Source organism: Salmonella sp. 741265055_HSA (assembly GCF_046569525.1).
Classification (GTDB): Bacteria; Pseudomonadota; Gammaproteobacteria; order Enterobacterales; family Enterobacteriaceae; genus Salmonella; species Salmonella enterica.
This window is the reverse complement of sequence record NZ_JBKFSQ010000003.1, coordinates 142,088-155,307: the sequence shown is the minus strand read 5'-3', so window position 1 is coordinate 155,307 and position 13,220 is coordinate 142,088. Positions and strand designations below refer to the sequence as shown.

The window sequence follows — 13,220 nt, the reverse complement described above, 5'->3', positions numbered from 1 at the left end:
TACGAGCATTTGCAGGCCGGATAAGGCGTTCACGCCGCCGTCCGGCAAAGCAAGGGTGTGAGTCGTATTTTTTGGCAGACAAGGAGAGACGCGTGAGGCGATTGCCGGGGATTTTATTGCTCACTGGAGCCGCGCTCATCGTCATTGCAGCGCTGCTGGTTAGCGGGCTGCGCCTGGCGTTGCCTCATCTTGACGCCTGGCGTCCAGCTATCCTGAATAAAATTGAGTCTGTGACCGGCGTGCCGGTGGCCGCCAGCCAACTCTCCGCAAGCTGGCAAAATTTTGGCCCTACGCTGGAAGCGCATAATATTCATGCCGCCCTGAAAGATGGCGGCGAACTGTCGATAAAACGCGTTACGCTGGCGCTGGACGTCTGGCAAAGCCTGTTGCATATGCGCTGGCAGTTTCGCGACCTGACCTTCTGGCAACTCAATTTCCGCACCAATACGCCTCTTCAAAGCAGCGACGGCGAAGGCATCGAAACCAGCCGTTTAAGCGATCTTTTCCTGCGGCAGTTCGATCATTTCGATCTGCGCGATAGCCAAATCAGTTTTCTGACGCTTTCCGGACAACGCGCGGAGCTGGCGATCCCACAGCTTACCTGGCTAAACGGCAAAGAGCGGCACCGCGCCGAAGGCGAGGTCAGCCTCTCCAGCCTGACCGGGCAGCACGGCGTGATGCAGGTGCGGATGGATTTACGCGATGACGACGGTTTGCTGAATAACGGCAGAGTCTGGTTACAGGCCGACGATATTGACGTCAAGCCGTGGCTGGGCAAATGGATGCAGGATAATGTGGCGCTCCAGACGGCGCGTTTCAGTCTGGAAGGCTGGATGACGCTCAGTAAAGGCGAAATCGCCGGAGGAGACGTCTGGCTGAAACAGGGCGGCGCAAGCTGGCTGGGCGATAACACGACGCACACGCTGTCTGTCGATAACCTGACGGCGCAGATTAGCCGCGAGCAGCCGGGCTGGCAGTTTTATATTCCGGACACACGGATTACGCTTGATGGTAAACCCTGGCCGAGCGGAGCCTTAACCGTGGCCTGGCTCCCGCAGCAGGACGTCGGCGGCGAGAATCACACACGTAGCGATGAACTACGCATTCGCGCCAGTAATCTTGAACTGGCGGGGCTGGAAGCATTACGTCCGCTGGCGGCTAAACTGTCGCCTGTGCTGGGCGAAATATGGCAGGCTACGCAGCCGAGCGGAAAGATCGCCACACTGGCGCTGGATATTCCGCTACAGGCGACCGAAAAAACGCGTTTTCAGGCATCGTGGGAAAATCTTGCCTGGAAACAGTGGAAGCTGTTGCCCGGCGCGGAACATTTTTCCGGTACGCTGGCGGGAAGCGTAGAAGACGGGCAGATGAAGGTTGCGATGCAGCAGGCTAAAATGCCCTATGAAACCGTTTTTCGCGCGCCGCTGGAAATTGAAAACGGCGTCGCGACGCTTAGCTGGTTGAAGAATGAGAACGGCTTTCAGCTTGATGGCCGCGACATTGACGTCAAAGCAAAGGCGGTACATGCGCGCGGCGGGTTCCGCTATCTGCAACCGACGGGCGACGAACCGTGGCTGGGCATTCTGGCCGGAATCAGTACCGACGATGGATCTCAGGCGTGGCGCTATTTTCCGGAAAACCTGATGGGCAAAGCGCTGGTCGATTACCTTAGCGGCGCGATTCAGGGCGGCGAGGCGGATAACGCCACGTTGGTTTACGGTGGTAACCCGCACCTCTTTCCCTATAAGCATAACGAAGGTCAGTTTGAAGTGCTGGTGCCGCTACGCAATGCGACGTTTGCCTTTCAACCCGACTGGCCGGCGCTAAAAAATCTCAATATTGAACTGGATTTCCTGAACGACGGCCTGTGGATGCGTTCGGATAGCGTCGATTTGGGCGGGGTGAAGGCCAGCAAACTCGCGGCGGCGATTCCGGATTATTCCAAAGAGAAACTGCTCATTGATGCCGATATTAACGGGCCGGGAAAAGCCGTTGGGCCTTATTTCGACGAGACGCCACTAAAAGACTCGCTTGGCTCGACGCTGACGGAGCTCCAGTTAGATGGCGATGTGAATGCTCGCTTACATCTTGATATTCCGCTGGATGGTGAACAGGTTACCGCCGAGGGCGATGTCTCGTTGCGTAATAACAGTCTGTTTATTAAGCCGCTAAACAGCACGCTCAAAAATCTGAACGGTAAATTCAGCTTTGTGAATGGCGCGCTAAAAAGCGGGCCGCTGACGGCAAACTGGTTTAATCAGCCGCTTAACCTGGATTTCAGTACGACGGAAGGGGCAAAAGCCTATCAGGTCGCCGTCAACCTGAACGGTAACTGGCAGCCAACGCGTATGGGCGTCTTACCGCCGCAACTGAATGACGCCCTGAGCGGCAGCGTGACGTGGAAGGGTAAAGTCGGCATCGATCTTCCGTATCACGCTGACACCACTTATCACATCGAGCTGAACGGCGATCTGAGAAATGTGAGCAGTCACTTACCTTCTCCGCTAAATAAACCCGCAGGCGAAGCCATTCCGGTGAACATTCAGGCTGACGGCAACCTGAAAAGTTTTGCGCTAACGGGGAGCGCAGGGAGTAAAAATCACTTTAACAGCCGCTGGTTATTAAATCAGAAGCTGACGTTGGATCGGGCTATCTGGACGACGGACAGCCGGACGATTCCGCCATTACCTGCTCAACAAGGCGTTGAACTCAATCTGCCGGCGCTGGATGGTGCGCAATGGCTGGCGTTATTCCAGAAAGGCGCGGCGGATAACGTGAGCAGTTCGGCCGAGTTTCCTCAACGCGTCACGTTGCGTACTCCCGCGCTATCGCTGGGCGGCCAGCAGTGGAACAATTTGAGCGTCGTTTCAGCCCCCTCGCTGAACGGAACAAAAATTGAAGCGCAGGGGCGTGAGGTGAACGCCACGCTGCTCATGCGCAACCATGCGCCGTGGCTGGCGAACATTAAGTACCTGTACTACAACCCTGGCGTCGCAAAAACGCACGCCTCGTCACCAACGCCGACATCGCCGTTGGCTCCGGCGAACACGATTAGCTTCCGCGGCTGGCCGGACTTACAGCTTCGCTGCGAAGAGTGCTGGCTGTGGGGGCAAAAATATGGGCGTATTGATGGCGATTTCGCCATCAAAGGCAATACGCTGACTCTGGCGAATGGCCTGATCGATACCGGATTCGCCCGTTTGAAAGCGAACGGCGAGTGGGTGAATGCGCCGGGTAATGAACGAACCTCGCTGAAAGGTAGTCTGCATGGTAGTAACCTCGACACGGCTGCCGGGTTCTTCGGTATCTCGACGCCAATCCAGAACGCGTCTTTTAACGTAGATTACGATCTGCACTGGCGAAACCCGCCCTGGCAACCTGAGGAAGCCACGCTCAACGGGATTTTACGTACGCGTCTGGGTAAAGGCGAGTTTACTGATCTCAGTAGCGGTCATGCCGGACAGCTACTGCGGCTGCTCAGTTTTGATGCGTTGCTGCGTAAGCTGCGGTTTGACTTCAGAGATACCTTTAGCGAAGGTTTCTATTTCGACTCTATTCATAGTACCGCGTGGATTAAAGATGGCGTCCTGCATACTGACGATACGCTGGTGGATGGGCTGGAAGCGGATATTGCAATGAAAGGTTCTGTTGATCTGGTGCGTCGTCGTCTTGATATGGAGGCAGTCGTCGCGCCGGAAATTTCCGCCACAGTGGGCGTCGCCGCCGCGTTTGCCGTTAACCCGATTGTCGGCGCGGCGGTATTTGCCGCCAGTAAAGTGTTGGGGCCGCTATGGAGCAAGGTCTCCATTCTGCGTTATCGCATTACCGGTCCGGTCGATGCGCCGCAGATCAACGAAGTTCTGCGCCAACCGATAAAAGAAAGCCAGCAATGATTTGACGGGGGCGAGGAATTGCCCCACTCTCAGTAAATAGTCATGCCGGACGGCGCTGCGTTTATCCGGTTTGTACAATCTAACAACGTAGTCCGGATAAGGCGTGAACCGCCATCCGGCAGAAATCAACGAGTAGCAAAAACGATGAGTCTGAACCTGGTAAGTGAACAATTGCTAGCGGCGAATGGCCTGAACCATCAGGATCTGTTCGCTATTTTGGGCCAACTGGCCGAACGCCGTCTTGATTATGGCGACCTCTATTTTCAGTCGAGCTATCACGAATCCTGGGTTTTAGAAGACCGCATCATTAAAGATGGTTCATATAATATCGACCAGGGCGTTGGCGTTCGCGCCATTAGCGGCGAAAAAACCGGTTTTGCTTATGCTGACCAGATAAGCCTCCTGGCGCTGGAGCAGAGTGCGCAGGCAGCGCGAACCATTGTACGCGAGAACGGCGAAGGCAAGGTAAAAACGCTCGCCGCCGTAGCGCATCAGCCGCTCTACACCACCCTTGATCCGCTGCAAAGTATGAGCCGCGAAGAGAAGCTGGATATCCTCAGACGCGTTGACAAAGCGGCGCGAGAAGCCGATAAACGCGTGCAGGAAGTGAACGCCAGCCTGACTGGCGTATATGAATTAATCCTCGTGGCGGCGACCGACGGGACGCTGGCGGCGGATGTCCGTCCACTGGTGCGGTTGTCCGTTAGCGTGCAGGTGGAAGAAGACGGTAAACGCGAGCGCGGCGCCAGCGGCGGCGGCGGTCGCTTTGGTTATGAATATTTTCTTGCCGATCTCGACGGCGAGGTTCGCGCCGACGCGTGGGCGAAAGAAGCGGTACGCATGGCGCTGGTTAATCTCTCCGCGGTCGCTGCGCCAGCGGGGACGTTACCGGTGGTTCTGGGCGCCGGGTGGCCGGGCGTATTGCTGCACGAAGCGGTCGGTCACGGGCTGGAAGGTGATTTTAACCGTCGTGGGACGTCTGTGTTTAGCGGTCAGATCGGCGAGCAGGTTGCCTCCGCGCTTTGCACCGTAGTGGATGACGGCACAATGATGAACCGTCGCGGCTCCGTTGCTATCGATGATGAAGGTACGCCAGGCCAGTACAACGTATTGATTGAAAATGGCGTGCTGAAAGGATACATGCAGGACAAGCTGAACGCGCGCCTGATGGGCGCTGCGCCGACCGGTAACGGGCGTCGCGAATCTTATGCGCATCTGCCGATGCCGCGTATGACGAATACCTATATGTTGGCGGGGCAGTCAACGCCGCAGGAAATTATCGAATCCGTTGAATACGGCATCTATGCGCCTAACTTTGGCGGCGGTCAGGTGGACATCACCTCCGGCAAGTTTGTGTTCTCTACCTCGGAAGCGTATCTGATTGAAAACGGCAAAGTCACGACGCCGGTGAAGGGCGCGACGTTGGTTGGATCAGGCATTGAAACGATGCAACAGATCTCCATGGTCGGCAACGACCTTAAGCTGGATAACGGGGTGGGGGTCTGCGGTAAAGAGGGTCAAAGTCTGCCGGTAGGCGTAGGCCAGCCGACGCTGAAAGTCGATAACCTGACGGTTGGCGGCACCGCATAACTGTCCGCCTTATCAGGCCTGTGGTGTGTGTCGCCCAGGCCTGATAAGCGCAGCGCCACCAGGCAATGTCTGCGTCGGGTGGCATCTGGCCTACAATCGTCTTCAGCAATTACCCGGTGTTTTTATTTTTCTTTCCCTCGCCCGTGCATCCCCTGAAACAGGTGTGCGACATCGACAAAATAGTCAGTTAACGCGTTAATCACTACCTGCACTTTAAGCGGCAGCTTATCCTTTTCGGTGTACAGCGCGTACACCGGACGGGGATCGGACTGATAGCGAGGCAGCAGGATCTCCAGATCGCCACGATTGATCTCATCGATCACCCACATCAGCGGCACATAGGCGATTCCGGTTCCGGCGGTCAGCCAGCGTACCAGCGTCATCGGATCGTTAGTGACGAACCGCCCCTGTGGAATCAGTCGGGTAGAAATTCCTTCCGGCGCGATAAGTTCAAACTCATTATCCGGGCGCACGCTATATTCCAGCCAGGAATGGCTACTGAGATCGGCGGGTTTTTCCGGGACGCCGTACTGAGCGAGGTAGGGCTTGGCGGCGCACACAACCATCGGCATCGCGCCGAGTCGACGGGAAAACAGGCTGGAGTCTTGCAGCGCGCCTACGCGGATCACCACGTCCAGCCCGTCGGCAATTAAATCCGGAGCCGGAATTCCTGTCACCAGATTGACCGCCAGACCGGGATATTCTTTTAATAATTTTGCGGTAAGCCCAGCCAGCACATTTTGCGCCATGGTTGAAGAACAGCCGATACGCAATGTACCGATAGGCGTGTTATTAAAAGCGTAAAGCTGCTCGTGAACATCCTGCACTTCATGCAGCATACGACGACAGCCCTGATAATAGATTTTTCCAGCTTCGGTGAGCCCAATGCTGCGTGTGCTGCGGTTGAGCAATTTAACCTGAAGCTCATCTTCCAGTTTCGCCACAGTCTGGCTGATGGACGATACGCTCATTTGCAGCTGTCTGGCTGCGGCGGTAAAAGAGCCAAACTCGACAACTTTGGCGAATACCGACATTCGTTTTAATCGTTCCATTATTCACTCTGGCTTAAAAGTGATTTAGATCACATAATATAGATAACAGCATAACAATTACGTTAATATACTATTATTCGAATAAGAGCTATGTCGCTCTCGCCTGGCGTCTCTTGCCCTTCTCTGCGGCGATGTAGCTTAACAATCTATCGCCTGCTCTCTCTCTCAGAAATCAAGGTCAACATGAGTCTGTTTCCCGTTATCGTGGTGTTTGGTCTTTCCTTCCCACCGATATTTTTCGAATTGCTTTTGTCACTGGCTATTTTTTGGCTGGTGCGTCGGATGCTAGTGCCGACGGGCATCTATGATTTTGTCTGGCATCCGGCTCTGTTCAATACTGCGCTGTATTGTTGTCTGTTTTATTTAATATCGCGCCTGTTCGTTTGAGGTTGAAGTGAAAACACTAACAAGAAAACTCTCCCGTACGGCCATTACCCTCGTACTGGTTATTCTGGCCTTTATCGCCATTTTCCGCGCCTGGGTGTATTACACCGAATCTCCCTGGACGCGCGACGCGCGTTTTAGCGCCGATGTCGTCGCTATTGCCCCGGATGTCGCGGGCCTGATTACCCATGTAAACGTGCATGATAACCAACTGGTGAAAAAGGATCAGGTCCTGTTTACCATCGATCAGCCACGCTATCAAAAAGCGCTGGCGGAAGCGGAAGCTGATGTAGCCTATTATCAGGTACTGGCGAAGGAAAAACGCCAGGAAGCCGGTCGCCGTAATCGCCTCGGCGTACAGGCGATGTCCAGGGAAGAGATCGATCAGGCGAACAATGTCTTGCAGACGGTACTGCATCAACTGGCTAAAGCCCAGGCGACGCGCGATCTGGCTAAACTCGATCTGGAGCGCACCGTCATTCGCGCGCCTGCCGATGGCTGGGTGACTAACCTCAATGTTTATGCCGGTGAATTTATTACCCGCGGTTCCACAGCCGTCGCCCTGGTGAAAAAGAACTCTTTTTACGTGCAGGCCTATATGGAAGAGACCAAGCTGGAAGGCGTGCGTCCGGGATATCGTGCCGAAATCACGCCGCTCGGCAGCAACCGGGTATTAAAAGGGACCGTCGATAGCGTGGCGGCAGGGGTAACGAATGCCAGCAGTACCAGCGATGCGAAAGGGATGGCGACGATAGACTCTAACCTCGAATGGGTGCGTCTGGCCCAGCGTGTTCCGGTGCGCATCCGGCTTGACGAGCAGCAGGGGAATTTGTGGCCTGCCGGTACGACGGCAACCGTCGTGATCACCGGTAAGCAGGATCGTGACGCAAGCCAGGACTCCTTCTTCCGTAAACTGGCGCACCGGCTGCGCGAATTCGGTTAATCGTCATGGGCATTTTCTCCATTGCCAACCAGCACATTCGCTTTGCGGTAAAGCTGGCGTGCGCCATTGTGCTGGCATTATTTATCGGCTTCCATTTTCAACTGGAGACGCCGCGTTGGGCGGTGCTGACCGCCGCGATCGTGGCGGCAGGCCCGGCATTTGCCGCCGGCGGAGAACCCTATTCCGGCGCTATCCGTTATCGCGGAATGTTGCGTATTATCGGGACGTTTATTGGCTGTATCGCCGCGCTTATCATCATTATCGCTATGATCCGCGCGCCGCTATTGATGATTCTGGTGTGCTGTGTCTGGGCCGGTTTTTGTACCTGGATCTCCTCTTTAGTACGGATCGAAAACTCTTATGCGTGGGGACTGTCAGGTTATACTGCGCTGATCATTGTGATTACCATTCAGACGGAGCCGCTGCTCACGCCGCAATTTGCGCTTGAGCGTTGTAGCGAAATCGTCATCGGCATTGGCTGCGCTATTTTAGCAGATCTGCTTTTTTCGCCGCGATCGATAAAGCAGGAGGTTGATCGCGAACTGGACAGTTTACTGGTAGCGCAATATCAGCTAATGCAACTTTGTATTAAGCATGGCGACAGCGAAGAAGTCGACAACGCCTGGGGCGATCTGGTGCGACGCACGGCGGCGCTGGAGGGGATGCGAAGTAATCTGAATATGGAATCTTCGCGCTGGGTACGCGCTAACCGCCGCCTGAAAGCGTTGAATACGCTTTCGCTCACGCTGATTACGCAATCCTGTGAAACTTATCTTATTCAAAACACGCGGCCGGAACTGATTACCGATACATTCCGGGAACTGTTCGAGACGCCGGTTGAAACGGTACAGGACGTCCACAGGCAGTTAAAACGGATGCGGCGTGTTATTGTCTGGACCGGCGAGCGCGAAACGCCCGTCACGCTTTATAGCTGGGTAGGCGCTGCGACGCGCTATCTGCTGCTTAAACGCGGCGTGATCAGCAACACCAAAATCAGCGCGACGGAAGAAGAGATCCTGCAAGGCGAACCCGTGGTTAAAGTGGAATCCGCTGAACGCCACCATGCGATGGTGAACTTCTGGCGCACCACGCTTTCCTGCATTCTGGGGACATTATTCTGGCTATGGACCGGCTGGACATCGGGTAATGGCGCGATGGTGATGATTGCCGTGGTGACCTCGCTGGCGATGCGTTTACCCAATCCGCGCATGGTCTGCATTGATTTTATTTATGGCACTCTGGCGGCGTTGCCGCTGGGATTGCTCTATTTCCTGGTGATTATTCCCAATACGCAGCAAAGTATGCTGTTGTTATGTTTGAGCCTGGCGGTATTGGGGTTCTTTATCGGCATTGAGGTCCAGAAACGGCGTCTGGGGTCGATGGGGGCGCTGGCCAGTACGATTAACATTATTGTGTTGGATAATCCGATGACGTTCCATTTCAGCCAGTTCCTCGACAGCGCGTTGGGGCAAATTGTCGGCTGTATGCTGGCGTTTATCGTCATCCTGCTGGTGCGTGATAAATCCAAAGATCGAACCGGTCGCGTGCTGCTTAATCAGTTTGTTTCCGCTGCGGTCTCGGCAATGACGACCAACGTGGTACGTCGTAAAGAAAACCGTCTGCCTGCGTTATATCAGCAACTCTTTTTGCTGATGAATAAATTCCCTGGCGATTTGCCGAAGTTTCGCCTGGCGCTAACGATGATCATTGCTCATCAACGTCTGCGCGACGCGCCGATACCGGTTAATGAAGATCTGTCAGTGTTCCACCGCCAGCTTCGTCGTACCGCAGACCATGTTATTTCCGCCGGAAGCGATGATAAACGGCGACGCTACTTTGGTCAGTTGCTGGATGAGCTGGATATCTATCAGGAGAAATTACGTATCTGGGAGGCGCCGCCGCAGGTGACGGAACCGGTTAAACGCCTGACGGGCATGTTACATAAATACCAGAACGCGCTTACCGATAGCTAACCCACAAGAACCGATGCCAAAAGCGTCGGTTTTTTTATGACTATACTTATTTGAGATACAAAAACAGCGCAAGAGTGCTCCGGGGCTAAAAGCGTTTCTGGAAGTGAAACCTCTGCATAATGATGCTTAGTAGTAAAACAGACAATTGTCTGTCGGGGATGGTGGCTGGCTATGAATGTCTATACTTTTGATTTTAATGATATTAAAAACCAAAGCGATTTTTATCGCGAGTTTACGCAGACGTTTGGTCTTGCCAGTGAGAAAGTAAGCGATCTTGATACATTATGGGATGCGGTAATGAGCGATATCTTACCCCTACCGCTAGAGATTGAGTTCGTTCACCTGCCTGATAAACTGCGCAGGCGCTACGGGGCGCTGATTTTACTCTTTGATGAAGCGGAAGAAGAGCTGGAGGGGCGGCTACGATTTAATGTCCGGCATTGAAAAAGTATAAAAAAGCCCCCGACAGGCGGGGGCAAGTCGTCGGGTTAGACGACGAGGGTTTACTTATACAACTCGGCGGTGGCGTGCCAGTTATCACCTTCTTTTAATTCGATGATGCGATAGCTATTAGCGCCTGCTTTTTCAGCTTTAGCGACGATCTCCTGGCGCATATCCATTGGCGTACTGCCAATCTGCGAGACGGAAATGGTGCCCATCGGTTGCAGATTCTGCGCCTGTTCCGTGTTGACCTGGTGTACTGCGGCATTTGCGCCGAAAGAGAGCAGAGTGGCCAGGCCGAGTGATGCGATAATGTATTTCGTTTTCATGGTCTTTTATTCCTTTATAGGGTCAACCTCGCGGATTAATGGGCTTTTCTTATGCGATATCTCCGCGAAGTAACGACACGTTATATGCGATGGCAGGTGAATTTTATTTGTACAGTTCGGCAGTGGCGTGCCAGTTGCTGCCGCTACGCGCTTCGGTAATGTGGTAGGCCGTAGCGCCTTGTTCATCCGCTTTTTTGCTCAGCATGGCGTTCATATCCATAGGCGATGAGCCGATAGCGCTGACTGAAACCGATCCGATTGCTTCACGATTTTGCGCTTGCTCTGCGCTGATAGGTTCTGCGGCGAAAGCGCCAAAAGAGAGAACGGACAGAATACTTAATGTTGCAACAGTGGTTTTGATTTTCATGATTTTTACCTCGTCGAATTCCTTTACTGGGGTCTTTGTTTCGTGACCCTCATCACAAAATTAAGTATACACTAATCACGCGATTAATTAATACCACGCTAATTGTTTCTGCTTTTTAAAAATATTAAAAATTTTATTTTTTATAACGTTATGGAATTAAAATTGCTGTTTTTCGCCGCTGTCGTTTGAAAAATAAAAGAAAATCAATTGGTTAAAAAATTTGACATTTTGTGCGTTTTTTTGATTTGTCATTCATTTGGTGAATGTTTAAGGGCATGATTTGCCAAATGATAGCCGTACAGGAAAGCGGCGAGGGGAGGGGACAAAAAGGTGCCTCCGCCGTACGACGACGGAGGAAGTGGGACTAAAGCTCTTGTTCAAAAAGTTCCAGAATGGCTTCGTACAGATCTCTTACGGAAAAGCCGCTGGCAGGCGTAGTGAAGATAGTATCGTCGCCGGCAATCGTGCCGAGAATACCTTCTGCTTTCCCCAGTGAATCCAGCAGGCGCGCAATGAGTTGTGCCGCGCCGGGGCTGGTATGAATCACCACGACAGCGTCGTTATAGTCGATATCCAGCACCAGATTTTTCAACGGGCTGGATGTTGTTGGGACGCCCAGTTCAGCCGGAAGACAGTACACCATTTCCATTTTTGCGTTACGTGTACGCACTGCGCCGAACTTAGTCAACATGCGCGAGACCTTGGACTGATTGATATTTTCAAAGCCCTGATCCTGCAACGCGAGGACGATTTCGCCCTGTGAGCTGAATTTTTCTTCTTTGAGGAGCGCTTTAAACGCTCTTACTAGTTCTTCTTGTTTAGCCGAGCTTCGCATAAGTCACCCGTAATATGGCAGTAGAAACAACATTATTGTGCATACAGATGAATTTTTATGCAAACAGTCTGCCTTGTTTAAGGCTGAAATAATGTTATGAAAGAGCGGAATTTTATCAAATTTCGTTATCAAGAAACATGCCTGTGTCACGCCTCGCAAATAAGATTAAAAGTAAATTAATTGTTATCAAAATGATGTTGTTTTGAGAGGATAGTAGGGTATATTGTCACCACCTGTAGGAACGTTGCTCTCTGGTTGCAGTCGATCCGGATTACGCAAATTAAATGCATAAAAGCCAAAATTGCGCGACTCCGCATTCTTGATGAGTGAGGATTGTAATCATTGAATTTGTGAATTAAGGTCGCCGCCGCGGAGCAATAGACACTTAGTTAATCATATAATAAGGAGTTTAGGATGAAAGTCGCAGTCCTCGGCGCTGCTGGTGGTATCGGTCAGGCGCTGGCATTACTTTTAAAAAACCAACTGCCTTCAGGTTCAGAACTCTCCCTGTACGACATCGCTCCAGTGACTCCCGGTGTGGCCGTTGATTTGAGCCACATCCCCACCGCTGTAAAAATCAAAGGTTTCTCCGGTGAAGACGCAACCCCGGCGCTTGAAGGCGCTGACGTAGTACTGATTTCTGCGGGTGTGGCGCGTAAGCCGGGTATGGACCGTTCCGACCTGTTTAACGTTAACGCCGGCATCGTGAAAAACCTGGTGCAGCAGATCGCTAAAACCTGCCCGAAAGCGTGCGTGGGCATTATCACCAACCCGGTGAACACCACCGTTGCGATTGCGGCGGAAGTGCTGAAAAAAGCAGGCGTATACGACAAAAACAAACTGTTTGGCGTTACCACGCTGGATATCATCCGCTCTAATACCTTTGTTGCAGAGCTGAAAGGTAAGCTGCCAACGGAAGTTGAAGTTCCGGTGATTGGCGGACACTCCGGCGTGACGATTCTGCCGCTGCTGTCGCAGATTCCAGGCGTAAGTTTTACCGAACAAGAAGCGGCCGAGCTGACTAAACGTATTCAGAACGCCGGTACTGAAGTCGTCGAGGCGAAAGCCGGCGGCGGATCGGCAACCCTCTCTATGGGTCAGGCTGCCGCTCGTTTCGGTCTTTCACTGGTTCGCGCTCTGCAGGGCGAAAAAGGCGTGGTGGAATGCGCCTATGTGGAAGGCGACGGTCAGTATGCCCGTTTCTTCTCTCAGCCGCTGCTGCTGGGTAAAAACGGTGTAGAAGAGCGTAAATCCATCGGCACACTGAGCGCTTTCGAGCAACATTCGCTGGACGCTATGCTGGATACGCTGAAAAAAGATATTCAGTTGGGTGAAGATTTTATTAATAAATAAGCTGTTCCTGCCCGATGCCGGGGCTTTTGCTCCGGCTTCTTTGACTGTAAACAAGCCACG

General features: G+C 53.0%; 11 protein-coding genes. 7 read left to right on the top strand and 4 right to left on the bottom strand.

Annotated features, from left to right (window positions below; all coding sequences use genetic code 11):
• The first annotated feature begins 92 nt into the window (after positions 1–92).
• Both yhdP and tldD read left to right on the top strand, forming a co-directional pair.
• Positions 93–3,893, top strand: a complete 3,801-nt coding sequence (yhdP, locus tag ACLD4K_RS03135) for an AsmA2 domain-containing protein YhdP (protein ID WP_411011373.1) — start codon at positions 93–95, stop codon at positions 3,891–3,893.
• A gap of 144 nt (positions 3,894–4,037) precedes the next feature.
• Positions 4,038–5,483 (top strand): metalloprotease TldD, encoded by a 1,446-nt coding sequence (tldD, locus tag ACLD4K_RS03130; RefSeq protein ID WP_183059342.1) that lies wholly within the window; start codon positions 4,038–4,040, stop codon positions 5,481–5,483.
• 122 nt (positions 5,484–5,605) lie between these two features.
• On the opposite strand, the gene aaeR is transcribed toward tldD, so the two are convergent.
• The gene (gene aaeR / locus ACLD4K_RS03125; protein ID WP_000440300.1) at positions 5,606–6,535 is read right to left on the bottom strand and encodes an HTH-type transcriptional activator AaeR; all 930 of its coding nucleotides are present in this window, start codon (positions 6,533–6,535) and stop codon (positions 5,606–5,608) included.
• 183 nt (positions 6,536–6,718) lie between these two features.
• On the opposite strand from aaeR, the gene aaeX reads away from it, so the two are divergent.
• The 4 genes from aaeX to ACLD4K_RS03105 all read left to right on the top strand — a co-directional run bounded on the left by aaeX (position 6,719) and on the right by ACLD4K_RS03105 (position 10,279).
• On the top strand, positions 6,719–6,922 hold the full coding sequence (aaeX, locus tag ACLD4K_RS03120; RefSeq protein ID WP_000051840.1) for a p-hydroxybenzoic acid efflux pump operon protein AaeX: 204 nt from the start codon (positions 6,719–6,721) through the stop codon (positions 6,920–6,922).
• Positions 6,923–6,929: 7 nt separating this feature from the next.
• Positions 6,930–7,862, top strand: coding sequence for a p-hydroxybenzoic acid efflux pump subunit AaeA (gene aaeA, locus ACLD4K_RS03115; RefSeq protein WP_183059343.1), 933 nt, complete (start codon positions 6,930–6,932; stop codon positions 7,860–7,862).
• 5 nt (positions 7,863–7,867) lie between these two features.
• A complete protein-coding gene (gene aaeB / locus ACLD4K_RS03110; RefSeq protein ID WP_411011372.1) occupies positions 7,868–9,835 on the top strand; it encodes a p-hydroxybenzoic acid efflux pump subunit AaeB in 1,968 nt (655 codons plus the stop codon).
• 171 nt (positions 9,836–10,006) lie between these two features.
• Positions 10,007–10,279 carry a hypothetical protein gene (locus ACLD4K_RS03105; protein WP_001103887.1) on the top strand — a complete coding sequence of 91 codons (273 nt, stop codon included), beginning with the start codon at positions 10,007–10,009 and terminating at the stop codon, positions 10,277–10,279.
• Between the two features lie 59 nt (positions 10,280–10,338).
• Here ACLD4K_RS03105 and yhcN-B read toward each other — a convergent pair whose 3' ends face one another.
• From yhcN-B to argR, 3 genes are all read right to left on the bottom strand, one after another.
• Positions 10,339–10,605: a DUF1471 family stress response protein YhcN-B gene (gene yhcN-B / locus ACLD4K_RS03100; protein WP_023201753.1), complete on the bottom strand. Its 267-nt coding sequence runs from the start codon at positions 10,603–10,605 to the stop codon at positions 10,339–10,341.
• A gap of 103 nt (positions 10,606–10,708) precedes the next feature.
• A complete protein-coding gene (gene yhcN / locus ACLD4K_RS03095) occupies positions 10,709–10,972 on the bottom strand; it encodes a peroxide/acid stress response protein YhcN (protein ID WP_000695693.1) in 264 nt (87 codons plus the stop codon).
• Positions 10,973–11,336: 364 nt separating this feature from the next.
• Positions 11,337–11,807 carry a transcriptional regulator ArgR gene (argR, locus tag ACLD4K_RS03090; protein ID WP_001257852.1) on the bottom strand — a complete coding sequence of 157 codons (471 nt, stop codon included), beginning with the start codon at positions 11,805–11,807 and terminating at the stop codon, positions 11,337–11,339.
• Positions 11,808–12,221: 414 nt separating this feature from the next.
• Between argR and mdh the strand changes: the two genes are divergently transcribed.
• A complete protein-coding gene (gene mdh / locus ACLD4K_RS03085; RefSeq protein WP_000861586.1) occupies positions 12,222–13,160 on the top strand; it encodes a malate dehydrogenase in 939 nt (312 codons plus the stop codon).
• The last annotated feature ends 60 nt before the right edge of the window (positions 13,161–13,220 follow it).

Coding starts and splice junctions, on each gene's coding strand:
- tldD (WP_183059342.1), top strand. CDS start 4,038: ATGAGTCTGAACCTGGTAAGTGAACAATTGCTAGCGGCGAATGGCCTG.
- aaeR (WP_000440300.1), bottom strand. CDS start 6,535: ATGGAACGATTAAAACGAATGTCGGTATTCGCCAAAGTTGTCGAGTTT.
- aaeX (WP_000051840.1), top strand. CDS start 6,719: ATGAGTCTGTTTCCCGTTATCGTGGTGTTTGGTCTTTCCTTCCCACCG.
- aaeB (WP_411011372.1), top strand. CDS start 7,868: ATGGGCATTTTCTCCATTGCCAACCAGCACATTCGCTTTGCGGTAAAG.
- ACLD4K_RS03105 (WP_001103887.1), top strand. CDS start 10,007: ATGAATGTCTATACTTTTGATTTTAATGATATTAAAAACCAAAGCGAT.
- yhcN-B (WP_023201753.1), bottom strand. CDS start 10,605: ATGAAAACGAAATACATTATCGCATCACTCGGCCTGGCCACTCTGCTC.
- yhcN (WP_000695693.1), bottom strand. CDS start 10,972: ATGAAAATCAAAACCACTGTTGCAACATTAAGTATTCTGTCCGTTCTC.
- argR (WP_001257852.1), bottom strand. CDS start 11,807: ATGCGAAGCTCGGCTAAACAAGAAGAACTAGTAAGAGCGTTTAAAGCG.
- mdh (WP_000861586.1), top strand. CDS start 12,222: ATGAAAGTCGCAGTCCTCGGCGCTGCTGGTGGTATCGGTCAGGCGCTG.